The organism is Aneurinibacillus danicus, from assembly GCF_007991215.1.
GTDB lineage: Bacteria > Bacillota > Bacilli > Aneurinibacillales > Aneurinibacillaceae > Aneurinibacillus > Aneurinibacillus danicus.
Map to the genome: position 1 here is coordinate 122,365 of NZ_BJXX01000013.1, position 21,678 is coordinate 144,042.

The following is a 21,678-nucleotide window of genomic DNA, read 5'->3' on the forward strand; positions in this document are numbered from 1 at the left end:
TATATTCATACGAGTAAATCAACAACATGGTATCATAAACTAACAAGAAACACCAATGTAAAGATAAACACCTTTTCTTCGACACAGAAAAGGTGTTTATCTTAGATTATATTGAGTTAGTAATCGCGCTCAATAATGAATGCTGCGAGGGCACGAAGGATGCTGTCATTCACAAGCTCGGCTTCTGTGAGCGCCTGGTTGGCCTCAGCCACCAATTGGTGAAGCAATTCACGCGACTCCTCCATGCCAATAAGGGAAGGATACGTAGACTTATGCCGCTGCTCGTCGCTGCCTACCGGCTTGCCGATTTTAGCAAAGTCGCCGGTTACATCCAAAATGTCGTCCTGTATCTGGAATGCAAGGCCGATGTTGTTGGCGTAACGGGTCAACAGAGCAAGCTGCCGTTCATCCGCATTGGCGAGAATCGCACCCGCACGTACGCAAAATACGAGTAGGTCGGCCGTTTTATGCTGGTGGATATACTTCAGCTGCGCTAGCGTGAGCTGTGTATTTTCTCCTTCCATATCGGCACACTGGCCCCCGACCATGCCTCGGGCACCGGCGTAGGATGCAAGCTCCCGCACAATTTTCAGCACGCTGACGGCAGGCGCACCGGCTGCTTCCGCTTCACACACCGTCTCGAAAGCTTGGGTCAGCAGCGCATCTCCGGCCAGAATCGCCATTGCTTCTCCGTATACTTTGTGATTTGTCGGCTTTCCGCGACGGAAGTCGTCGTTATCCATGGCCGGTAAATCATCGTGAATAAGCGAATAGGTATGGATCATCTCTACCGCGCAACCCACGGGGACGCCTGTTGCGATCGGGTTACCGAACGCTTCAAGTGTCGCCAGCACTAAAACAGGGCGCAGCCTCTTTCCCCCGGCGAGGAGCGAATACCTCATCGCCTGGCGGAGCGTTTCCGGAATCCCGTCCGTATCCATATACCTTGCCAGCCGCTCAGCAATCAGGTCCGCTTTTTCTTGAATATAGTCTTTTAACTGTACACTGCTCACTCGTCATCCCCCTCCAACTGAAAAGGGACGGTAACCTGCTCGCCTTCCTGATCCAGCAGCATTTCAATTTTTTGCTCGACATCGTTCAACTTCCGACTGCACAACTTAGATAGCTCCATGCCTTCCTGGAACAGAGCAATTGCCTTTTCCAGCGGCACATCTCCCGCTTCGAGCTGCTGCACTACTTCTTCCAATTGTTTCATCGCTTCTTCAAATGGCACTTCGGCTTTTTTCTTAGCCATGGTTCTCCCCCTTTTTCATCTCCTCTACCCGACATGTGAGCGTCCCGTCAACCAATCGGACTGCAACCTGTTCGCCCACGGACGTCTGCTCTACTGACGTTACCAGCCGCTCCGCTCCCTCTGCTTCCTGAAATACAAGCGAGTACCCCCGTCGCATGACTTTCAGCGGGCTGAGCGCATCCAGTTTATCCAACTGGCGGTTTAGCTGTTGATCCTTCTCTCTTATCAGCATCTGCATTGCCCGTATAAGACGCTTCTGCCGGTCGTCCAAACGTTCCCGCTCAAGCCTCGTCGTTACCGCAGGGCTGTATTGCAGTAAATGCCGGTGCATTTCTTTCCACTGAGCCTGTTTCTGTATACGATACTGCCTGGCGGCACGCCCAAGCCGTTGCTGCAGGCGGTCTAATTCCTGCTCATACTGCATCACATACCGTTCCGGCTGGCGCAGTACATAAGAACGCTGTATACGCGTGAACCGTTCTCGAAGCCGCTTTACCTGATATCGCAGCGAGGTTCCCAGGCGTCCGGTCAACTCCTCAATCCGACGGCGCAGCACCTGCATGTGCGGTACGGCGATTTCTGCCGCAGCCGTCGGGGTGGCAGCACGCATATCCGCTACAAAATCGGCAATCGTAAAATCCGTTTCATGCCCTACCGCCGAAATGACGGGAATTTGTGAGCGGAAAATACTGCGGGCCACCGCTTCTTCGTTAAATGCCCACAACTCTTCAATCGAGCCACCGCCCCGCCCTACAATCAGCACATCGACATCCTGCCGCCTGTTCATCTCCTCAATCGCGCGGCAAATCGACGGTGCGGCATGCTCCCCCTGCACCGCCACCGGATATAACAACACATTTGCCGCCGGATAACGGCGGCGGATCGTCGTAATGATATCCCGCACCGCCGCACCGGTAGGCGAAGTAATAACGCCCACTCTGGACGGGTAGAGCGGAATCGGCTTTTTATGCCGCTCGTCGAACAGTCCTTCGCTCTCCAGCTTTTCTTTTAATTGCTCGAACGCCATATAAAGGCTACCAATACCATCCGGCTGCATCTCTTTTGCATACAGCTGATACTGACCGTCTCGCTCATACACAGAAACAGAACCGCGGATAAGTACCCGGGTTCCGTTTTTGGGGATAAATTTGAGATACCGGTTATACCCGGCAAACATTACACCTTTGATTTTGGACTCTTCATCCTTGACGGTAAAATACATATGCCCGCGGGAGTGATGCACGAAGTTGGACAACTCGCCCCGCACCCACACATTCTGTAGCAACTCGTCAAAATCAAATGTATCTTTAATATAGCGCGTAAGGTCTTTTACCGAAAAAATTTGCCGGGTATCCTGCACAACTCTCTTCCTTCCTGCGTTCTACTGCTTTTGTGCGACACGCGATAATTTCTTCGCCGCCTCCACCGTATTCTTCATCAGCATGGTAATCGTCATCGGCCCTACGCCGCGCGGTACCGGAGTCAAATAGCTCGCTACCTCTTTTACGGAATCAAAATGAACATCACCGACCAGCTTGCCTTCCGCGTTGCGGTTTACGCCGACATCGATAACGACCGCACCACTCTTCACATGCTCGGCTCTGATCATCTCTGCACGGCCCACGGCTACCACCAGAATATCGGCCTGGCGCGTAATGGATGCAAGATCTTTCGTCCGGGAGTGGGCAATCGTTACGGTCGCATTTTCCTGCAATAATAACATAGCAACAGGCTTTCCTACAATATTGCTGCGTCCGATTACAACCGCATGCTTGCCTTCGATCGATTGACCGGAGCGCTTGATGAGTTCAATGATGCCATGTGGCGTGCAGGGAAGATAGCAATCGCTTCCAATCAGCATGTTGCCTACATTAATCGGTGTAAAACCGTCCACATCCTTTTCCGGGCTAATCGCATCGATCACTGCTTTCTCCGAGATATGTTTCGGAAGCGGAAGTTGGACCAGAATCCCATGAATGTTCGGGTTTTGGTTGTATTCTTCTACCATAGCCAGCAACTCTTCCTGCGTGATGGAAGCGTCGCGCCGAATGACCTCAGAGTAAATGCCGATTTCATGGCACGCTTTTTCCTTCCCCTTTACATACGAATGGGAAGCCGGATCATCCCCAATGAGAATAACCGCAAGCCCCGGGTGAATTCCCTGTTCTTTCAGTTGTGCCACTTCCTCTTTCAGCGCGGCCCGAATTTCGGCCGCCACTTCTGCGCCGACAATAATATGTGCTGACATAATTTAATTCCTCCCGTCCAGGTGAAATATCGAGAAAGTTCAAGCTTTCATCTTCCTTTTCAGTGTAGCGAATCGGACGGGAGATTGCAAAGATAAATTACGAAATATATTTGGTAAATCAAATAAAATGTTCGCCTTTGTTATTAAAAAAGTGTTTGAGCAATCCAATTCGCGCCACACCGAACGCATTATCTCCCGCATAGGCCGGATCAGCAAAATATAGACGTGCGCCTACCGCCCGGTGCGTTAGTCGCTTCAATAGCCTGTTCCGAATATAGGCATTGGCCGATACGCCGCCCACGATAAGAATATCCTTGGGGTAGCCGTCTTCGACTGCCGTGCGCAGCACCTTCTCCAGCGTGGCTGCTACGCACTTTTCCGCCGCCCGCGCAACCTGCGGTGCCGGTACATTCTGCTCGATTGCGCGCATCAGCGCCGTTTCAGGACCGGAAAAACTGAATGTATACTGGGTTACAGAGGAAGGCACGGCAAAGTCATCTGCTCCTGCCTGCTTCGCCAGTTCTTCCAGATACGGACCTGCAGGAAACGGGAGTCCAAGCGCCACACCCACCCGGTCAATGAGCTGTCCCGCATGCAAATCCTTTGTACCGCCGATGCATTCGATTCGGTATCCGCCTGCCTGTTTCGTGCAATCAAGCACCTCGCTGGTGCCGCCGGACAGATGCACGGCGAGAAACTTCTCCACTGCAAGCGGCGTAGGCAGCGTGTACTCTCCCGCTGCAATGTGCCCTTCCTGGTGAGACGTATAGTAAATCGGCACGTGGAAAAAGTGCGCCATCATCTCCGCCGCCATCTGTCCCGCCAGAAATACGGGCATATAACTGCCTTCTACCGGACGCGGCGAACAGCTCACCGCAATCGCCTTGATGTACCGGCCTTCTCCTGACATCCTTCTAGCCAGCTCCGGAAGACGCTTCACATGCTGAAAGAGGGCGGTGGACTGCTGCAGTCCCCGCTCTCCGGCTTCTACGGATAAAAGCTCTTTCTCTTCGGCAACAATTTGGCCGTCCATGTCGATTAGGCAGAGCGATGTCCGGTAATTGCTCGTATCAATGCCAAGCACTACATCCATCGTCTACAGCCCTTTTTGCTCGTTTTTTTCCAGGTCTTTCACCAAACTCGACAGTACGCCATTGATGAATTTCGGTGAATCGTCCGTTCCATAAACTTTAGCCAGCTCAATCGCTTCATTCAATGTAACCTTTACCGGAATGTCATCACGATACATCATCTCATATCCAGCGAGGCGTAGAATGGCGCGATCTACATTTGCAAGGCGTCCCATGGTCCATCCGCGCAAATACCGGCTAATCGTCCGGTCGATATCCGCCTGGTGCTTTACCGTGCCTTCCACCAGCTCATTTAAGAACTCGGTGTTCTGCGCTTCTGCTGCCGGCTGCTCATCCTCTTCTTCGAGCAAATTGGCAAGCACGTCTTTCGGCTCGGCTTGTGTCATATCGATTGAAAACAATACTTGTATCGCTTTTTCGCGGGATTGATGTCGGTTCATGTGTTACCACCTTTTATTTATTCCATATTTACTAGCTTTACCTGCGCAAAAAATAACCATTCTTTGAGTTTATCAAATCCTAACTCCCTTGGAAATACTTTGCGCGCACCATTTTACCGCAAAAAGCGCCAAACCTCCGGATTCGAGATTTGACGCTTTTTTTAGGACCTGCCACCCTTTCTACCGTTTTGTAAACTTACCGGGAAGAATGCGGTCCAGCACTTCGCTTACATCCTCTTCATTATCAAATTTGCGGCCGATATAAAAACCGGTCGCTACGAATACGGCAAATACGATCGTTTTGAAAAAACCGACCCACAGAAAGAGAAAGCCAAAAATAAATCCCGCCGCAAGACCAAACGCTTTTCCCCGGTTTTCCAGAATAAACTGCCAGAACATGGCCATCCCTCTATTCTACCCGCCGGACGCGCGCTCCGGTGCCAGGCTGCGCTACCTCGGACACAAGTACTGTCACTTCGGAAATCATAAGTCCGGCAATCGTTTCCACACGCTCTTTGATTATCTGCTGTACCTGCTCTGCCAGGCCAGGAATCGGCGTTTCCCCGTCCACTGTCACCTTGACGTGAATGGACGTTTTATTTTCTTCCGCACGGACCCGCGCTTTCAGATCGCGAATGCCCCGGATGCGGCGTGCTGAATTGACGGCAATACTCTCAATCGTATCCAGCGTAATCCGTACATCCCCGTATTCGGTCGGACTATGAACCGACGCCTTCGCATGGGTGCGCTCCCCGCCACCGCGCACGCTGGTAAACAGAAATTTCAGGCTGATAAGAAAGAAGATGGCCGCTGCAGCGAAATAGACAAGTCCCACCTGCGATGAGGCATAAATTTCTTCAATCGCATCCGTAATGTATGTGGACGAAATTAAATTCAGGCTGGTCGCCATAACAAACAGCGAGATAACCACCAACGCCAGACTGTATAATGTTAGAATAAAACGGTCAAATAAATTCACGGACGCCCTCCTACCGGCGAAACGTCAAATTATGCGTTCCGCCTATCGAACTCGGTGAATCTCTTCAGTGCCAGGTACCTTCTTTTCTTTTTCCTGTTTCAGCAAAACATCGACGATATGTACATTGACCTGCGTAACCGCAAGACCTGTCATATTCTGAATAGATTCCCGCACATTCTCCTGTACCTTATATGCTACGTCAGGAATTTGCTGTCCATATTCTACTATAATATAAAGATCGATGGTTGCTTCTCTTTCCTTAATTTCTACCCGAACGCCGTGACTATTCTTGCGTCCGAGACGCTCAACGAAACCGCTGACAATCCCGCTGCTTAAGCCTGCCACGCCAGGCACTTCCGCGCTCGCCATGTGGGCGATAACTTCAATGACTTCGGGAGCGATTTCAATTTTACCTAATTCCACTTGCGAGAACTCAATTCCATTATCCAATATAAAACACCTCCTCCAAAGTGCGCTTCTTTGCCTATTATAGCAAAGGAAAGGAAAAGAATACAATTTGCGCCTTTGAAGAAGGTGTCATTTTTAGAAATTATTCTTCAATTTTCAAGTCGTACATCTCTAAGAACTTCGTATTGAAATTGCCTTCTACAAACATTTCATGTTCAAGCAGCTTCAGATGGAACGGGATCGTCGTATGTACACCTTCGATGACCATTTCGGACAGCGCCCGCTTCATACGTTGAATCGCTTCGTTCCGGTCTTTACCCCAAACAATAATCTTGGCTACCATTGAATCGTAGAATGGCGTAATCTGATAGCCTTGATACACTGCGCTATCGACACGGACACCGAATCCGCCCGGAGGCAGGTAGAATTGGATTGTACCCGGGGACGGCATGAATTTCTTGGCCGGGTTCTCTGCATTAATACGGCATTCGATGGCCCAGCCATCGATTTGGACATCTTCCTGTTTAAAGGATAACGGATAACCCGCCGCCACCATAATCTGTTCTTTGATGAGATCGATACCGGTAATCAACTCTGTGACCGGATGCTCAACCTGAATACGAGTGTTCATCTCCATAAAGTAGAAACGACCATCTTTATCAAGCAGAAATTCCACCGTGCCGGCGCCATGATAATTTACGGCTTTGGCTGCGGCTACGGCCGCGCTGCCCATCTGTTGGCGCGTCTCTTCATCCAATGCCGGCGACGGCGCTTCTTCCACCAGCTTTTGATGACGGCGCTGAATTGAGCAATCGCGCTCGCCCAGGTGACAGACGTTACCGTGCTTGTCCGCGATGACTTGAATCTCGATATGACGCGTGTCTTCTAGATATTTCTCCAGATATACGCCCGGGTTGCCGAACGCGTTCTTCGCTTCCTGCTGCGCTTGGCGCACGGACGAAACCAACTCTTCTTTGGAACGGGCTACGCGCATGCCTTTCCCGCCGCCGCCCGCCGTCGCTTTGATAATAACAGGATAGCCTGCTTCTTCGGCGATGCGAATCGCTTCGTCAATGTCTTCAATCAATCCGTCGGTCCCCGGAACAATCGGAACACCCGCATTCTTCATCGTCTCACGTGCGACATTCTTGTCTCCCATTTTAACGATGGCCTGCGGTTCCGGACCGATAAATGTAATGTTGCAAGCAGAGCAAATCTCAGCAAAATCTGCGTTCTCCGCCAGAAATCCATAACCGGGATGAATCGCGTCCACGCCGGCTTTGGTGGCAACGCTCATCAGGTTTGTCATGTTCAGGTAGCTATCTTTCGAAGCCGTCGGCCCGATGCAATAAGCTTCATCAGCCAGACGTACATGCAGTGCATCTTTGTCCGCCGTCGAATAAACGGCAACGGTTTGAATGCCTAACTCATGGCAGGCACGGATGACACGGACGGCAATCTCCCCACGGTTTGCGATTAATACTTTTTTAAACATGGAAGACCTCCCTTATTCCGGCTTCACAAGGAAGAGAGGTTGTCCGTACTCCACCAACTGGCCGTCTTCTACGAGCACTTTCACGATCTCTCCGCTTACTTCCGCTTCGATTTCGTTAAACAGCTTCATCGCTTCGACAATGCATACGACCGTATCGTTTTTGATTTTGTCACCAACCTGTACAAACGGAGCCGCACCCGGTTCAGACGCTTTGTAGAATGTACCCACCATCGGGGATGTAATTTTGTGCAGATCCGTATCTTCTGCCTCTTCTACGGCTACAGGGGTTGCCTGGGGTGCAGGTACTGCCTGCGGTGCCGGAGTTTCTGCTTTCAGAGCCGGAGCTGGCGCAGGGGCAGGTGCCGCAGCAGGTGCAGGTGCTGCCTGCGGTGCTGGAGCCGGTTCAGCCACTACCTGGGAAACGCTTGCAACAGTGCCTTTCTTAATGCTGATTTTCGTGCCTTCTTCTTCGATTTTGAATTCCGTGATGGCCGATTGGTCGACCAGTTTAATGATTTCTCTAATTTCATGAATTTTTAGCATGCTTTGTCCACTCCTAACGTATTTGTATGGTCTATGTAATAAAGCATCACCATGTATTATAACACAAGATTATTTTCTTGGTACAAGTTGTGTACTGAATTATTTATCAATTTATGCGAAAAAAGAAGAACGCCGTTTTCTTCCCCGGCTCTTTTTTCCTCCCTCTTCTCCTTCTTTTCTCATAATTTTCACAGAAAAAGAGGAACAGCAGCGCCGTCCCCCCATCCAAGTGTTATGGTTTGTAGCTAACGACAATATTATTCCCTGAAACCTTCATATGTTGTTTGACTACATTGATAATTTCAACTACTTTGTCTTTTTTTAGCGTTTCTGTCTGCACAACCACCCGGACCATGTCGTCCTTGGCAATCACCACGACATCTTTATAGCTTCCGAGCGACTTTACCAGTTCTTCTACCTGCGTCTGACTATCCTTCAATGCGGCCAGCTCTTCATATTTCTTCCTTGCTTCAGCAATCGCCGCTGGCTTGGCCTCGGTATTGCTCATCACTTCCATGAAACGGCCCATTTCCTGCTCTTGCTGCGCATCGCGCTGCATCTTGTATCCGATAAAGTAATCGTCGGACGGCGTGGTCACCGGCGTACCTTCGGGCTGTGGCGCCACCTGCTTTGTCTCTACGCTGACCCCTTTATCTTTATCAGAAGCAGGGACATCGGGCGGCATTTGTGCCGTATCATTCATATTCCCGGTTGCCACAGGCACCTGCTCGACAGGCCCCTGCACCAGATAATACGCCGACAGCACGACCAGTACGGCAAGCATGGACAGCAACCAGACCGTTTGTTTTTTCAACACCATACGTACTCAGCCTCCTTAAGCTTTTTTGGGAAGAATTGAGATTTTATAGGAAGGAACGGCAAGCACTTTCTGTACCGCCTCCAGAATCCACGCTTTAACCTGAAGATTGCCTGCGCCCTCAGCCACCACAACCACACCTCGCACCTTTGGCTTTACGGTTTTCATTACGACAGGCCGCTCGGAACTGCCATCCTTCGTAATGATGACCTGTTCTTGGGTTGATTCGCTGCTGATGTCGCGCGTTGCGCCTTTGTCCGCTTCACGCGTCGTTTGTGTCTGCCGGTTCGTGTTTTTCTCGACCACAATCTCTTCCGTCGATTCGATGTTGACCATTACCGATACTTCACCAACGCCCGTAATCGTCTGCAGCACTTCTTTTAGCTTTTTTTCATACATTGCTTCATACTCTTCCATGGTGTAGGATTCTTGCTTTTTCTGAGCAAACACCGCCTTGTCCTCCGAAGTTGCCGGAGGGGAAGGTGCGTCCGGCGGCGACTGATCGAAATTGTAAAAAGAGCCTACTATCATGAACCCGACACCGAGCGCACCTATAATCAGCAGCCACTGCATCGTGCCCAACTTTTTCCTGATTTCGCCATCTTGAATGCCTTTATCTTTCTTGCTCACTTCTTATCCCTCCTCTCCGGTGCCGGTCCACGTAATGCGTACTGCCGCATTCGGCACGTTCCATGCATGCGAGACCTCAGCGGCAATTGTTTTCTCCATGCGCGTCTGCTCGGCGACGACGGCGACTGATTCATCCTTCTCCGCTATGGATTCGCCCCCGCTGCCCGGGGAAATCTCTACTTTGACCGGCTTCATCGGCTCCACAAGAACCTCCCGTCCATTTTGCGCCTCCGCCTCTTCCGTCGGTTTCCTCTGTGTTAGTACTACAGAAATATAGTCAATAGGCTGCTTCGCTTTTTCGCCTTCTGAACGAATCCGGACCTGGACATTCTGTACTTTGACGCCATGCTGGGTCTCAATCTGCTTTTTCACCAACTCGCCGATTTGCGCTTCCGCATATCGATTTGCTTGTTCGTCGTTTTCCGCCGCAAGCTTTTTGGCAAGCGCGTCCACCCGTGCAAAGTCAGGACTCTGCGTGGCATTTTCCCCTACTGCATAAGAGAGTTGAGCGAGCGGGATATCTTTGCGGAATAGATTCAATATAGGTGAAAGCAGCGCTAATAGAATAAGCAGGCCCATTACCAACTTGACGTATTTGCTGTACGTACCGCTTGGCAGAAGCAAATCCAGGAATGTAGCGAGCAGTACGAGCAGAATAATCTTTTTCAACCAGAGAATGAGCATGGCCATCATATGCATCTTCCTCCCTACCGCATCATCACCGAAACGTTTGCGGCCGAGATGACAATGGTAATGGCTAGGAAGAACATCAGGCTGACCGTGGCCAACGCTCCGAAGATATACAGAAGATTTTTTCCAATAATACTTAGACACGACAGAATGGGGCTGTTACCAAGCGGCTGCATGACGGCGGATGAGAGATTGTAAAGGAATGCGAGTATGAGAATTTTCAACGCCGGAAATGCGACCAGCAAAAGCAGAATGAGCACCCCGGCCATGCCCACCGCGTTCTTGACAAGCAGCGAGGCACCTACAACCGTGTCGGCCGCATCTGCGAATACCCGCCCTACTACGGGAACGAAGTTGCCTGCGATATACTTGGCGGTACGGATTGCCACTCCGTCCGCCACAGCGGCTGCCGCTCCCTGCAGGGAGAGTACGGCGAGAAAAATCGTCAAAAAACTCCCCATAAGTCCGAGACTGACTGTACGCAGCAGATGGGCCAGTCTGGTCAGCTGATATTTCACAGAGAATGAGCTGACGATGCTGAGGATGGCGGACAGAAACAGCAGAGGAAAGACGATAGTAGAAATCAGCGTACCGCTTATGTTAACCAGGAAAACAATCATGGGATGGAATAGCGCGGCGGATGTCACTCCTCCGGTTGATGCCAGAAGCGCCAGTATCAGCGGCATAAGCGCCAGCATGAACCCTACCATATCGTGAATCGCTCCCTGCGCGAAGTCAATGGCGACCCGGAAGCTGTTTATTGCAAGAATAATAAGTACCAGATAAGAAATCGCATAGGCGACAGTGCTGACTGTGTTTTTTTCGAAGGCCGTTTGCAGCGTTTCCAGCACCATGGCGAATACCGTAATAATGAGAATGGCGCCCAACAGCTTGCCATTAATAATCATCTCGTGAAAAAGAAAGGAACCCAAACCCTTCATAACACCGGAAAAGCTGAACGCTTTCTCTCCTGTCATCATTTCAAACAGACTTTTTCCTTCGCTTTCCGGTAAGTATCCTCCGTATTTGTCCAGCACTTTCTGCCAGAATGCCTCTACTTCTTTTGTGTCAAGACGTTCAAGCTGCCCTTTTACAATCGCATCCTGCGGTGCGGAAGCCGAAATTTCCGGCTCGGCGGCGCTTGCGGGACGCCACACGAACAGCAGCGCCAGCAACAGGACTGTATAGAATAGAAGCTGCGACCGTTTCTGCTTCATGTTTTCACAACCTTTTTATGACGGGAGTAGCTGTACAATCGTTTCAACAATGACGGAAAGAATCGGAATCGCAAGGACCAGGATGAGAATTTTGCCGGCTAATTCAATTTTAGATGCGATTGCCCCTTGCCCTGCATCCCGCGTCACCTGGGCGCCAAACTCTGCAATATAGGCGATGCCGATAATTTTGAGAATGGTATCCAGATAAACGATATTTACATTCGCCTGCATTGCAATGCCTTCCAGGACCCGAATGACATCGGAAATTTTGCCGATAAGAAACAGGAAGATAATGACTCCGGTAACCGTCGCAAGGACAAACGCAAACATCGGTTTCTGTTCCTTAACAACCAGGCTGAGCACGGTAGCGACGATTCCCAGCCCCACAATCTGAATAATATCCATGGCGAACGCTCCCTACTGAAACAAGAAAACCCGCTTAATTTCCTGAAACAAGTCATTAATGAACGATGCTACCATGAACAGCACAATGATGAAGCCGATTAACGTCACCCACTGCGCCCAATCATCCTTGCCCGATTGCTTAAGGACGGTATGAATCATGGCAACAATGATACCGATGCCGGCAATCTGGAAAATTGCGTTTACATCATACCCCATGGCCTCCACCTCTCAATAAAGTAAAATAACGAGCAAGACTCCGCTCAACACCCCCAGACTGCGGCACATCTTCTCATAGCGCTGCTGACTGTCCCGGGCGCAAGCCTCTTCATGTTCGAGGTTGGCCAAAGCAAGCCTGATATGCTTCTGCTGATCTTCCCGGTCGCTCTGCCCGAGGATAAACCCAAGCTGAAGCATAACGTCTTTCTCCGGCTCTTTCAGGGCGGTGCCGGGCCAAATCCGGTGCACGGCGCAATGCCAGCATTCACTTGCCGACCATTCCTGCTCTGTGGCTAACAGTTCCGCTGCCTGGCTAAACAGGCGCGCTGCCTCGCCTCCCACCCTGCGGGAAATAGAAGCAAGCGCTTCAGACAACGAACGGGATCCGTATACAATCTCGGTTTCCAGCAGCGTAAGACCTGTACGCAGCTGACGGATTTGCAGCGGCCTGTGTGCGAGGTACCCTCCCAACTGCATGCCGCAGAGCGTACCCGCCAGAATAATTAGCGAAGCACCCAACAGCTTCAGCATCCTTCTCACCTCCGGCAGTCCGCAAAATGCTCATCATACATTCCGGAGAGCGTGCCTACTCTCGGCCGGCGGGACAAAACAAGGTAGCGCTGGAAAACACCCGCCTGTAAAATCCGAGAGAGCGTAGGCCTGCGCATAATGTCTTTTAAATCGCGCCCATGTACGCTGGCAATGACGGCAATACCAGCATGGGTTGCTTCCTCAAGCGCATAGCCGTCTTCCGACCGGCCGATCTCGTCCGTAATCAGCACGTCAGGTGACATGGAGCGGATCATCATCATCATACCTTCCGCCTTCGGACAGGCATCAAGCACATCCGTACGGGGTCCGACATCTTTCTGCGGAATGCCTCCCACACAGCCGGCAATCTCCGAACGTTCATCGACAATGGAGACTTTACGTGCCGCAACCTCTTTTGTCCCCTCGCTAATCTGACGCGCCAAATCGCGCAGCAGCGTCGTCTTTCCACACTGTGGCGGAGAGATAATAAGCGTGCTCAGCAATTGTCCCCTTTCCGTCAGAAGGGGCAGCACCTTATCCGCCGCACCTTTCTGTTCCCTGGCCACACGAATGTTAAAGCTCGCCACATCGCGAATCAATTTGACACGTCCATCCTCGAGCACCACTTTACCGGAAATGCCGACCCGATGACCTCCCTGGATTGTAATATAGCCGCGCCGCATCTCTTCCTCCATCATATACAGCGAATGGTGGCTGAGCCTGCTCAATAATTGGGCGCCCTCTTCTTTTGTAAACATCAGTGCACCTTCCGACCGCTCCGTGCCCCCTCCCCTCTCCTTCACAAATCGGGAGATACCGCCTCCCACATATTCAATGGGCCGTTCTATGCGCAGGCGGAGTTCTTCGATTTGTTCAAGCTCTTCTGAGGGCAGAAATTTAAGTTTGGTGCGCAGACTGTCGGGCAGCACTCGAAGAATATCTTCCATCATCTGACCACCTCTTTGTCCCATTGTACTTATCACATTCATATGGGAAGCCTGACCACTTTATGACAATGTTGAAATAAGGAAGTATAAAGGGGAAGGACTCGGAGCAGGAAAACAGATTGGCCGCATGCGGTGCAGGGCAAGCTATGTATGATCGTTTGAAGCGATCTATATTAACGACGAGGTGAGCGTGCATGAAAACAAAACCGTCAGACCGTGTATTATTTGCACTAAGCCTTGTGCCACTGATTATGGTACTCGGCAATTCAATGGTCATTCCCGTACTGCCGGCAATCGCCAATGAATACGATTTAAGCGCACTGGATACCGGGCTGTTGATTACCCTGTTTTCCGTTCCGGCGGGAGCCATTATCCCGTTCGCCGGTTTTCTTTCCGACCGCATCGGACGCAAAAAGGTAATCATCGCTGCATTGGTGTTATACGGCGCAGGCGGCCTTATAGCAGGGGGAGCGGCACTGTTTTTTGCGCAACCTTATGCATGGATTGTAGCAGGACGAATCATTCAGGGTATCGGGGCCGCTGGCACGTCTCCAATTGCCATGGCGCTCATCGGCGATTTATACCCGCCCGAACACCGCGGCCGGGCATTCGGCGTTATTGAATCCGCTAACGCGTTCGGTAAGGTGCTCAGCCCCGTTCTCGGATCGCTTCTCGCGCTGATTGCCTGGTATGCGCTTTTTTTTGCATTTCCGCTCCTGATTGTGCCCGCGCTCTGGGCCATTGCCCGCTGGGTGAAGGAAGCGGAGACGGAGGCACCTCCGCCGTTTGCAAAATATAAGCAGGATGCGGTCAATGTCTTTCGCAAACAGGGACGCTGGCTTTTCATAAGCTTTCTGCTTGGGGCAACTCAAATGTTTTTCCTGTTTGGCATGCTATTTTACCTGGCCGAAGCATTGGATAATTACACATCCTTATCAGGACCTGTGCGCGGCTTATTTCTGGCACTGCCTTTACTTTCACTAACGGTCATATCGGCTTGGGTTGGGAACATCATCGGACAAAAGGTGGAACGCATGAAAACATTTCTGGTAAGCGGTACCTCCCTGACAGCCGTCATCTGTACGATTTTGCCGTTTACCGCACATCCTATAGCCATCATTGCTCTCCTGTTTGCAGGCGGTATCGGAGCAGGGTTCGTTCTTCCCTGCTTAAATGCTCTGATTACATCCGCTGTCGGCAAAGCGGAACGCGGAATTGTGACCTCGCTCTATAGCAGTGTACGCTTTCTCGGCATTGCCGCAGGACCTGCGGTATTCGGTGCGCTAATGGGGCGTCCCTTCCTTTTGTTCTGGGGAACCTCCGCTTTTTGCTTGCTGCTCGCCTTGCTCACCGCACGCTTTATTCACAGGCCGGCGCAAATCAAAAGCAAGCACGGCCATCGCCGCCTTCTGCTTAAACCCCTGCCTCTTGTCCATAAAGACTCAGGATAGAAGTTTAAGAGAAGAGACAATGATTTCAATGTGGAAAAAGGCGAACGCCTTTTTCTTCCTTGGATCTTTTTCCTTCTTCCCCCTCCTTCTTTTCTCACGATTTTCACAGAAAAAAGCGACCCGTAAAAGGCCGCTTTTTTTATGCTCATCTTCTATTATGCGCGCGATACGTATTGCTCACTTCGAGTATCGATAATTAGTTTATCCCCTTCATTAATGAAGAACGGTACCTGTACCACAAGCCCGGTTTCCATCTTTGCCGGTTTCGTGCCACCGGAAGCTGTATCGCCTTTGATGCCCGGCTCGGTTTCCACAACGGTAAGCTCTACCGTATTCGGTACCTGTACACCCAGGATTTCGCCTTCAAACATAACAATGTTTACGTTCATGTTTTCCAACAGGAACTTAAGCTCATGCTCCAGTTGGCTGGTTGGCAGGCTGATTTGATCGTATGTTTGTGTATCCATAAACACGTGCTCGTCGCCAGACGCGTACAAATATTGCATTTCCTTCGTTTCGATTCTCGCTTTCGCCACCTTCTCGCCGGCGCGGAACGTCGTTTCTTTGATGGAGCCGTTGCGCAGATTGCGCAGCTTTGTGCGTACAAATGCAGCGCCTTTACCTGGCTTTACGTGCTGGAATTCGATAACAGAATAAATCGCTCCGTCATACTCGATCGTAATGCCCGGGCGCAAGTCGTTTACTGAAATCATGAATAAACCTCCTACAAACCAGTTATTTCTTGTTTTCTAACTTTCAAATTATAACAAAAACCTATATTAAATCACAAGCAATTCCTTCGGAGAGCGGGTCAGGATTTCGCAACCGTTCTCTGTAATCACCACATCGTCTTCAATGCGAACCCCTCCCTCTCCTTCCAGGTAGATGCCCGGCTCTATCGTGACGACCATACCCGGCTCCAGTTTTTGCTCACCGCGCACCGACAGTGTCGGCCCTTCATGCACTTCAAGTCCAATGCCGTGTCCGGTGCTGTGCCCGAAGTACGGACCGTATCCCGCTTCCAAAATAATGTCCCGAGTCAGCGCATCAGCCTCTTTTCCGGTCATGCCGGCCCCAATTTTGTTTACGCCGTTCAGCTGCGCACGAAGTACTATGTTGTAAATCTCGCGCATTTTTTCACCTGGCTCACCGACCGCGATGGTACGCGTAATATCGGAGCAATATCCTTTGTGATACGCTCCGAAATCAAGGGTAACCATCTCCCCTTTTTCAATCACCTTGTCGGAAGCAACACCATGGGGTAACGCCGAACGTGCGCCGGAGGCAACGATAATATCAAACGAAGAGCTGGCCGCACCAAGCGAACGCATATAAAACTCCAGCTCATTTGCCACCGCAAGCTCTGTGACTCCGGGTTTTATAAAGTTTAGAATATGGGCGAATGCTTTGTCCGCAATCTCGGTCGCCTCTCTAATCACCTGCAGTTCATCTGCCGTTTTCACAAGCCGTGACGCTTCGACCACGCCTGATACCGGTACTAATTTTATGCCGTCTGCAAGCTCGGCCAAGCGCTGATAGAGCGCGTAGGTTACATGGCTTTTCTCAAAACCCAGACGCTTTACACCGTACCGCTTTGCGCGCTCGATAACCGTTTCCAGCATATCGGCTTGGTGGCGGACGATTTCGAATGCCGGTGCCTGGCGGATCGCCTGCTCAATGTACCGAAAATCGGTAATCAAATCCGCGGCGCTCTCCGTTACGAGACAACAGCCGGAAGAGCCTGTAAAACCGGTTATGTATCGCCGATTATACCCGTTGGTAATTAACAGCCCGTCAAATCCCTCTTCCTTCATTCGGACTCGAATCGCCTCTAGTTTCCTATCCATTCTTCATCAGCTCCGGTTTACAGTTTCATCTTTTCGTTTTTCCGTAAATAATGGGCCAGCGCATCCAGCGCCAACTCATACCCGTATGTACCCAGTCCGCTAATCTGGCCAATCGCAAGAGGGGCGAGCACTGACTCCTTGCGGAACGCTTCCCGCGCATGAATGTTGGAGATGTGAATCTCGACAAACGGAATCTGTACGCTTGAAAGCGCGTCCCGGATCGCATAACTATAATGTGTAAAAGCTCCCGGATTAATAACAATACCGTCGCACAAACCAAATGCCTGATGTATCCGGTCGATAATTGCGCCTTCATGATTCGACTGGAAAAACTCCACCGCAACTCCCAAATCGCCTGCACGCCGCGCAATCCGCTCCTCTACATCCGCCAGCGTTTCACTGCCGTAAATACCCGGCTCCCGCTTGCCCAGCATATTCAGATTCGGACCGTTTATTACAAGAACGGACGCCATGCTACCACGCCTTTCAGTATAAGAGATGTTTTGAGATACAATTTATTTTATAAAACGAAGGTAAGAAAATAAGGAAACGAAGGGGTTGGAAAAATACCCATCCTCATGTACTGTTTTACATATTGTACTATATCCACTCCATGACTTACCAGCCACAAACCATCAAATGAAAAAATGGAGAAAAAGGCGAACGCCTTTTTCTTCCCCGGATCTCATTTCCTCTGTCCTCTCCTTCTTTCCTCACGTTTTTCACAAAAAAAGCATCTCCCTTTCCTGACGAAAAGTCGGAGATGCTCTTTTAAGCCGGCCAGGGCCGACTATGTAATTACGAGTCCTTCGTTATTTCTGTTCAGCAAGGTAGGAAGCCACTTTCTCGGTCTCTTCGTCATTCAGAAGACCACCTGGCATTGCCGTACCTGGACGTCCTTCTTTGATAACCTTGGCGATTTCATCTTTCGATAGGCGGGCGCCTACTTTCTGAAGCTCAGGGCCTGCACCGCCTTCCATATTCTGACCATGGCAGGAAATGCATTTTCCTTCCATAACTTTCTTCGCTTCGTCACCGCCGCCTCCGCTCGTTGTAGCGGATTGGTTCTGGCTCTGGCTTTGATTTTGGTCAGCCGGAGCGCTTGAAGGCTTTTCTCCCCCGCCACAAGCTGATAAGCCTACCGCCAGCGCCAGCAATAAACCAGCAGTTGTCAACTTTTTCATTTTTTCACCTCCCCTTCCAGTCCCATTGTACTCACCCTTTACCCAAACTTTCAATACTTTACACATACTACTTATCACATATTGTTGAACAACCTGCCGCATATTGTCGATCTTCTCCGTACTTTTCTGCTAGAAACCACCAGCCAAATCAGCTACAATAAAGGATAAGGAAGGTGTTTAACTTGTCAAATCAAACGAGACCAGCCTACGGCGGTCAGGCCGTCGTAGAAGGCGTAATGTTCGGCGGAAAAAACTATATCGTGACCGCAATTCGTCGCAAAGACGGCACGATTGAATACTATGAAGAACCAAAACAGGAGCGCCCGTGGATAAAAAGACTGCAAAAAGTCCCATTCTTGCGGGGGATTGTCGGCTTGGTGGCGGCAAGCGCCAACGGTTCCAAGCACCTCAATTTCTCGACGGAGCGCTACGATTCGGAACCGGGAGAAGAAGCGAATGAATCAACTCCTTCGAAATTAACGATGATTCTCGGCGTGGCCGTTATCGGTGTCCTGTCATTTCTGTTCGGCAAATTAATCTTCACTGTGGTTCCGGCCGTCCTCGCGGATGTGCTATTCCAACGAATTACAAATAACATCGCCCAGAATTTTATCGAGGGCGGAATCAAAATCATTTTACTTCTCGTCTATATTTTGGCTATCGCGCGGACACCAATGATTAAGCGGCTTTTTCAATATCATGGAGCCGAACATAAAGTGATTAATGCGTATGAAGCTGGGGTAGAATTAACAGTAAAGAGAGTTCAACAATTCTCCACGCTGCACTACCGGTGCGGCAGCAGCTTTATCGTGTTTACGGTCCTTGTCGGCGTGGTGATTTACTCGTTTTTCCACTATGATTCCCTCTGGGAAAGAATATACCAGCGCATTCTGCTCCTGCCTGTTGTCATTGGCGTTTCCTACGAGACACTTCAGGCCACCAACAAGCTTCGTGACGTTCCATTCCTGCGCATCCTCGGATACCCGGGCTTATGGCTGCAGAAACTGACGACTCGCGAACCGGACGATAAACAGGTGGAAGTGGCCATTGCTTCTTTCCTCCGCATGCGTGAATTGGATGAGGCAAAACAGAACGTTCCCACGACGACAATCTCAATCAGCTAACCTTCTCAAATATTGGTAAACTCCAAAATGAAATGAGGTGTTAGGGTGTCGCGGAAGTCTCAGGTTTTCACAGTTGTGCTGCTTACCCTTGTCGGAGTTGGATTTGCCGCTCAGCTTTATCATGACGCTTGGGGTCTGCTGAAGTCTATCCTTATCTTCGCCGCCGTTGCGGCTGTGCTGTATTTCCTGGTGAACAAGTTGCTTCTGTCGCGAGGCGCTGGACTTTCCTCAGGTCCGGCGGACAAAGGCTATCAGAAAGCACTTCGTCAGCAGAAACAGCGTAATAAACGAAAAGGACAGTCATCGCCTTCGGTCACAACATCCCCTTCGAAGCTGAAGAAGATGAACCGGTTGAAACCGTCTCTGCGCCGCGATAATCCATTTCGGGTTATCGAAGGCAAGAAAAACAAACCAAATAAAAAGACAAAAACCTCTTGAGCTCAAGAGGTTTTTCTTTTAATCCGCAGCGAAGGCAAGCGGATCATAAACTGTTTGGCCGCCGCTTCACCGGACTGATAGAGCCACTTTCGTTCTTCTTCGGTAATGTCAAACTTAGCCGCCGGAATCCCTTCCGTCGGAATGAACACAGTGCGTGCAGCGTGCTGTTTCTCGATATAGCGTTGATCGTGCGCCTGCATCATCGTCTTAAGCATCGCGTTCATATACTCCGGCAGTGTATTGATTCTATACGACTTGGTTTCATAACTTGCCGATAAACGAAAACCGATGGTCGAATAACACGACTGGCTATTTTCTTCAAACAACCAAAGCGGAAACCGACTTAAAATACCGCCGTCCACCACATAGACCGGCAGGCCCTGCCTGCGGATAATGATCGGTTCGAAGTAGAATGGGAGGCTGGCGCTCATCCGCACCGCTAACGCGACAGACAGCGAGCGCGGGCAAAGCCCCAATTGTTCGGCATCATCCGGCAGAACAAGGAGGCGTCCGTCTGTAATGTTGGAAGCGATGACTTTCAGCGTACCGGAGGGCAGATCTCCAAAGACATGAACATTCTTGGCGGCCAGATGGATATTCATCCAATTGTACAGGTAATCTCCGGAATAGAAACCTTTTTTGACCCAAAGATTGAGCCATGAACCGATACCTGGAATCCGTGCCAATCCTTGTTTCTTCTGCAGCGCCATATAATCAAAACCCTTCATCAATTCATTTAATTCATCGGCCCGGTAGCCGGCCGCGACAAGGCTCGCGATAATGGCCCCGGCTGATGTGCCTGCAACCCGGTTCCAGCCGAATCCCCGGCGTTCAAACTCTGTAATCGCACCAACGAAAGCAATGCCTTTGACTCCTCCCCCTTCAAATACCGCGTCAATCTTTTTCACCCCGTCTTCTCCCCCCTTCAGGCTTTTTATTTGTAATGTACTCGGTGTGAAGGTGTTTCAGAATCAAGGCAAACAAAAAAAGCGACCCAAGAGCCGCCTCTTACTCCGGACTATTCAATCATTTCATCTTCTGCTTCCCGCAGATTACGAAGTTCCTCAACACGGGCCGGGTTTTCCTGGAAATACTGTACTAGGTATTCAATGCAGGTAATGGAATCCCAGCTTAAGTGATGTTCGATGCCTTCCACATCGTCAAAGATAACGTCTTCCGATACGCCGATAAGGCGCAGAAAATCTTCAAGCAGCGCATGCCGGTCAACCAGACGCTTGCCCATTTTCTTGCCTTTGTTCGTCAGCACAAGACCACGGTACTTCTCGTATACTAAATACTGGCTCTTGTCCAATTTTTGCACCATTTTGGTTACCGAAGATGGATGAACGTTGAGCGCTTCCGCAATATCGGAAACGCGCGCATATCCTTTCTCTTCAATCAATGTATAAATCCGTTCCAAATAATCTTCCATACTCGGAGTTGCCATGCCGTTCCCCCATCCTTACGCACTTCTATTCCCAATAGCGTGTTCGCTATTCCTCTATGATACCGTACTTTGAAAAAGACTTGCAAGAATTTCAATTGACCTTCTCCCACGGCTGAAGCACGTGGGATCCTTTCCTGCGAACACCTCGCGTACCAGCAGGAAGTTTTCCCGCAGGCAGAGACAAGGCTATGGGCAGGCAACACGGCAGGAGCTTACCATGCTTCTGCGCGGGCGAGGTCGTCGCCACCTACGCCGTCCCTCCGGCGATACTTTTT

General features: G+C 50.4%; 28 protein-coding genes. 3 read left to right on the forward strand and 25 right to left on the reverse strand.

All coding sequences use genetic code 11. The features are described 5' to 3' along the window. Window positions 1-116: 116 nt before the first annotated feature. The 19 genes from ADA01nite_RS01435 to spoIIIAA all read right to left on the reverse strand — a co-directional run bounded on the left by ADA01nite_RS01435 (window position 117) and on the right by spoIIIAA (window position 13,912). Window positions 117-1,013, reverse strand: a complete 897-nt coding sequence (locus ADA01nite_RS01435; protein ID WP_246147178.1) for a polyprenyl synthetase family protein — start codon at window positions 1,011-1,013, stop codon at window positions 117-119. Then, window positions 1,010-1,255 (reverse strand): exodeoxyribonuclease VII small subunit, encoded by a 246-nt coding sequence (xseB, locus tag ADA01nite_RS01440; protein ID WP_146808111.1) that lies wholly within the window; start codon window positions 1,253-1,255, stop codon window positions 1,010-1,012. Before xseB ends, ADA01nite_RS01435 begins: the two co-directional genes overlap by 4 nt. After that, entirely contained in the window at window positions 1,248-2,615 is a 1,368-nt protein-coding gene (gene xseA / locus ADA01nite_RS01445) for an exodeoxyribonuclease VII large subunit (protein WP_146808112.1), read from the reverse strand. The genes xseB and xseA overlap by 8 nt, the downstream gene beginning before the upstream one ends. 21 nt (window positions 2,616-2,636) lie before the next feature. Next, complete coding sequence (gene folD / locus ADA01nite_RS01450; RefSeq protein WP_146808113.1) at window positions 2,637-3,503, reverse strand: bifunctional methylenetetrahydrofolate dehydrogenase/methenyltetrahydrofolate cyclohydrolase FolD; 867 nt, start codon at window positions 3,501-3,503, stop codon at window positions 2,637-2,639. Between the two features lie 118 nt (window positions 3,504-3,621). Beyond that, a complete protein-coding gene (locus tag ADA01nite_RS01455; RefSeq protein WP_146808114.1) occupies window positions 3,622-4,596 on the reverse strand; it encodes a tRNA (adenosine(37)-N6)-threonylcarbamoyltransferase complex transferase subunit TsaD in 975 nt (324 codons plus the stop codon). Between the two features lie 3 nt (window positions 4,597-4,599). Next, the gene (gene nusB / locus ADA01nite_RS01460; protein WP_146808115.1) at window positions 4,600-5,034 is read right to left on the reverse strand and encodes a transcription antitermination factor NusB; all 435 of its coding nucleotides are present in this window, start codon (window positions 5,032-5,034) and stop codon (window positions 4,600-4,602) included. Window positions 5,035-5,214: 180 nt separating this feature from the next. Then, on the reverse strand, window positions 5,215-5,433 hold the full coding sequence (locus tag ADA01nite_RS01465; RefSeq protein WP_146808116.1) for a DUF2273 domain-containing protein: 219 nt from the start codon (window positions 5,431-5,433) through the stop codon (window positions 5,215-5,217). Window positions 5,434-5,443: 10 nt separating this feature from the next. Beyond that, window positions 5,444-6,013 (reverse strand): alkaline shock response membrane anchor protein AmaP, encoded by a 570-nt coding sequence (gene amaP / locus ADA01nite_RS01470; RefSeq protein WP_146808117.1) that lies wholly within the window; start codon window positions 6,011-6,013, stop codon window positions 5,444-5,446. A 42-nt stretch (window positions 6,014-6,055) separates the two neighbouring features. Next, window positions 6,056-6,463, reverse strand: a complete 408-nt coding sequence (locus ADA01nite_RS01475; protein ID WP_246147179.1) for an Asp23/Gls24 family envelope stress response protein — start codon at window positions 6,461-6,463, stop codon at window positions 6,056-6,058. Window positions 6,464-6,563: 100 nt separating this feature from the next. Then, a complete protein-coding gene (gene accC / locus ADA01nite_RS01480) occupies window positions 6,564-7,916 on the reverse strand; it encodes an acetyl-CoA carboxylase biotin carboxylase subunit (protein ID WP_146808118.1) in 1,353 nt (450 codons plus the stop codon). Between the two features lie 12 nt (window positions 7,917-7,928). Beyond that, on the reverse strand, window positions 7,929-8,459 hold the full coding sequence (gene accB, locus ADA01nite_RS01485) for an acetyl-CoA carboxylase biotin carboxyl carrier protein (RefSeq protein ID WP_146808119.1): 531 nt from the start codon (window positions 8,457-8,459) through the stop codon (window positions 7,929-7,931). A 232-nt stretch (window positions 8,460-8,691) separates the two neighbouring features. Further along, complete coding sequence (locus tag ADA01nite_RS01490) at window positions 8,692-9,279, reverse strand: SpoIIIAH-like family protein (protein ID WP_146808120.1); 588 nt, start codon at window positions 9,277-9,279, stop codon at window positions 8,692-8,694. A 15-nt stretch (window positions 9,280-9,294) separates the two neighbouring features. Further along, complete coding sequence (spoIIIAG, locus tag ADA01nite_RS01495) at window positions 9,295-9,906, reverse strand: stage III sporulation protein AG (protein ID WP_246147180.1); 612 nt, start codon at window positions 9,904-9,906, stop codon at window positions 9,295-9,297. A gap of 3 nt (window positions 9,907-9,909) precedes the next feature. Next, on the reverse strand, window positions 9,910-10,599 hold the full coding sequence (gene spoIIIAF / locus ADA01nite_RS01500) for a stage III sporulation protein AF (RefSeq protein WP_170230069.1): 690 nt from the start codon (window positions 10,597-10,599) through the stop codon (window positions 9,910-9,912). Window positions 10,600-10,613: 14 nt separating this feature from the next. Continuing rightward, entirely contained in the window at window positions 10,614-11,813 is a 1,200-nt protein-coding gene (spoIIIAE, locus tag ADA01nite_RS01505; protein ID WP_146808122.1) for a stage III sporulation protein AE, read from the reverse strand. 15 nt (window positions 11,814-11,828) lie between these two features. Beyond that, window positions 11,829-12,218 carry a stage III sporulation protein AD gene (spoIIIAD, locus tag ADA01nite_RS01510; RefSeq protein ID WP_146808123.1) on the reverse strand — a complete coding sequence of 130 codons (390 nt, stop codon included), beginning with the start codon at window positions 12,216-12,218 and terminating at the stop codon, window positions 11,829-11,831. Window positions 12,219-12,230: 12 nt separating this feature from the next. After that, a complete protein-coding gene (gene spoIIIAC / locus ADA01nite_RS01515) occupies window positions 12,231-12,434 on the reverse strand; it encodes a stage III sporulation protein AC (protein ID WP_146808124.1) in 204 nt (67 codons plus the stop codon). Between the two features lie 12 nt (window positions 12,435-12,446). Next, complete coding sequence (gene spoIIIAB / locus ADA01nite_RS01520; RefSeq protein ID WP_146808125.1) at window positions 12,447-12,965, reverse strand: stage III sporulation protein SpoIIIAB; 519 nt, start codon at window positions 12,963-12,965, stop codon at window positions 12,447-12,449. A gap of 5 nt (window positions 12,966-12,970) precedes the next feature. Continuing rightward, complete coding sequence (gene spoIIIAA, locus ADA01nite_RS01525) at window positions 12,971-13,912, reverse strand: stage III sporulation protein AA (RefSeq protein ID WP_146808145.1); 942 nt, start codon at window positions 13,910-13,912, stop codon at window positions 12,971-12,973. Window positions 13,913-14,106: 194 nt separating this feature from the next. Here spoIIIAA and ADA01nite_RS01530 point away from each other — a divergent pair, with 194 nt between their 5' ends. Continuing rightward, entirely contained in the window at window positions 14,107-15,363 is a 1,257-nt protein-coding gene (locus ADA01nite_RS01530; RefSeq protein WP_146808126.1) for an MFS transporter, read from the forward strand. 155 nt (window positions 15,364-15,518) lie between these two features. Here ADA01nite_RS01530 and efp read toward each other — a convergent pair whose 3' ends face one another. From efp to ADA01nite_RS01550, 4 genes are all read right to left on the reverse strand, one after another. Continuing rightward, on the reverse strand, window positions 15,519-16,076 hold the full coding sequence (efp, locus tag ADA01nite_RS01535; protein ID WP_146808127.1) for an elongation factor P: 558 nt from the start codon (window positions 16,074-16,076) through the stop codon (window positions 15,519-15,521). Window positions 16,077-16,142: 66 nt separating this feature from the next. After that, window positions 16,143-17,210, reverse strand: a complete 1,068-nt coding sequence (locus ADA01nite_RS01540; RefSeq protein ID WP_146808128.1) for a M24 family metallopeptidase — start codon at window positions 17,208-17,210, stop codon at window positions 16,143-16,145. A gap of 17 nt (window positions 17,211-17,227) precedes the next feature. Next, a complete protein-coding gene (aroQ, locus tag ADA01nite_RS01545) occupies window positions 17,228-17,683 on the reverse strand; it encodes a type II 3-dehydroquinate dehydratase (protein ID WP_146808129.1) in 456 nt (151 codons plus the stop codon). 339 nt (window positions 17,684-18,022) lie between these two features. Continuing rightward, a complete protein-coding gene (locus ADA01nite_RS01550) occupies window positions 18,023-18,394 on the reverse strand; it encodes a c-type cytochrome (RefSeq protein ID WP_146808130.1) in 372 nt (123 codons plus the stop codon). Between the two features lie 182 nt (window positions 18,395-18,576). On the opposite strand from ADA01nite_RS01550, the gene ADA01nite_RS01555 reads away from it, so the two are divergent. Both ADA01nite_RS01555 and ADA01nite_RS01560 read left to right on the forward strand, forming a co-directional pair. Further along, window positions 18,577-19,518: a DUF1385 domain-containing protein gene (locus ADA01nite_RS01555; RefSeq protein WP_246147181.1), complete on the forward strand. Its 942-nt coding sequence runs from the start codon at window positions 18,577-18,579 to the stop codon at window positions 19,516-19,518. 45 nt (window positions 19,519-19,563) lie between these two features. Then, window positions 19,564-19,956 (forward strand): SA1362 family protein, encoded by a 393-nt coding sequence (locus tag ADA01nite_RS01560; RefSeq protein ID WP_146808131.1) that lies wholly within the window; start codon window positions 19,564-19,566, stop codon window positions 19,954-19,956. A gap of 2 nt (window positions 19,957-19,958) precedes the next feature. Here ADA01nite_RS01560 and ADA01nite_RS01565 read toward each other — a convergent pair whose 3' ends face one another. Together ADA01nite_RS01565 and mntR are read right to left on the reverse strand one after the other, a co-directional pair. Further along, window positions 19,959-20,864 carry a patatin-like phospholipase family protein gene (locus tag ADA01nite_RS01565; protein WP_170230070.1) on the reverse strand — a complete coding sequence of 302 codons (906 nt, stop codon included), beginning with the start codon at window positions 20,862-20,864 and terminating at the stop codon, window positions 19,959-19,961. A gap of 110 nt (window positions 20,865-20,974) precedes the next feature. Further along, a complete protein-coding gene (gene mntR / locus ADA01nite_RS01570; protein WP_146808133.1) occupies window positions 20,975-21,403 on the reverse strand; it encodes a transcriptional regulator MntR in 429 nt (142 codons plus the stop codon). Window positions 21,404-21,678 lie beyond the last annotated feature (275 nt).

What these genes read in the sequence shown, in the direction of transcription:
- spoIIIAF (WP_170230069.1), bottom strand. Translation starts at nt 10,599, where the DNA reads ATGATGGCCATGCTCATTCTCTGGTTGAAAAAGATTATTCTGCTCGTA.
- ADA01nite_RS01540 (WP_146808128.1), bottom strand. Translation starts at nt 17,210, where the DNA reads ATGGATAGGAAACTAGAGGCGATTCGAGTCCGAATGAAGGAAGAGGGA.
- ADA01nite_RS01465 (WP_146808116.1), bottom strand. Translation starts at nt 5,433, where the DNA reads ATGTTCTGGCAGTTTATTCTGGAAAACCGGGGAAAAGCGTTTGGTCTT.
- spoIIIAD (WP_146808123.1), bottom strand. Translation starts at nt 12,218, where the DNA reads ATGGATATTATTCAGATTGTGGGGCTGGGAATCGTCGCTACCGTGCTC.
- ADA01nite_RS01490 (WP_146808120.1), bottom strand. Translation starts at nt 9,279, where the DNA reads ATGGTGTTGAAAAAACAAACGGTCTGGTTGCTGTCCATGCTTGCCGTA.
- xseB (WP_146808111.1), bottom strand. Translation starts at nt 1,255, where the DNA reads ATGGCTAAGAAAAAAGCCGAAGTGCCATTTGAAGAAGCGATGAAACAA.
- mntR (WP_146808133.1), bottom strand. Translation starts at nt 21,403, where the DNA reads ATGGCAACTCCGAGTATGGAAGATTATTTGGAACGGATTTATACATTG.
- spoIIIAA (WP_146808145.1), bottom strand. Translation starts at nt 13,912, where the DNA reads ATGGAAGATATTCTTCGAGTGCTGCCCGACAGTCTGCGCACCAAACTT.
- accB (WP_146808119.1), bottom strand. Translation starts at nt 8,459, where the DNA reads ATGCTAAAAATTCATGAAATTAGAGAAATCATTAAACTGGTCGACCAA.
- nusB (WP_146808115.1), bottom strand. Translation starts at nt 5,034, where the DNA reads ATGAACCGACATCAATCCCGCGAAAAAGCGATACAAGTATTGTTTTCA.
- ADA01nite_RS01530 (WP_146808126.1), top strand. Translation starts at nt 14,107, where the DNA reads ATGAAAACAAAACCGTCAGACCGTGTATTATTTGCACTAAGCCTTGTG.
- ADA01nite_RS01455 (WP_146808114.1), bottom strand. Translation starts at nt 4,596, where the DNA reads ATGGATGTAGTGCTTGGCATTGATACGAGCAATTACCGGACATCGCTC.
- ADA01nite_RS01550 (WP_146808130.1), bottom strand. Translation starts at nt 18,394, where the DNA reads ATGAAAAAGTTGACAACTGCTGGTTTATTGCTGGCGCTGGCGGTAGGC.
- folD (WP_146808113.1), bottom strand. Translation starts at nt 3,503, where the DNA reads ATGTCAGCACATATTATTGTCGGCGCAGAAGTGGCGGCCGAAATTCGG.
- aroQ (WP_146808129.1), bottom strand. Translation starts at nt 17,683, where the DNA reads ATGGCGTCCGTTCTTGTAATAAACGGTCCGAATCTGAATATGCTGGGC.
- spoIIIAB (WP_146808125.1), bottom strand. Translation starts at nt 12,965, where the DNA reads ATGCTGAAGCTGTTGGGTGCTTCGCTAATTATTCTGGCGGGTACGCTC.
- spoIIIAC (WP_146808124.1), bottom strand. Translation starts at nt 12,434, where the DNA reads ATGGGGTATGATGTAAACGCAATTTTCCAGATTGCCGGCATCGGTATC.
- accC (WP_146808118.1), bottom strand. Translation starts at nt 7,916, where the DNA reads ATGTTTAAAAAAGTATTAATCGCAAACCGTGGGGAGATTGCCGTCCGT.
- spoIIIAE (WP_146808122.1), bottom strand. Translation starts at nt 11,813, where the DNA reads ATGAAGCAGAAACGGTCGCAGCTTCTATTCTATACAGTCCTGTTGCTG.
- efp (WP_146808127.1), bottom strand. Translation starts at nt 16,076, where the DNA reads ATGATTTCAGTAAACGACTTGCGCCCGGGCATTACGATCGAGTATGAC.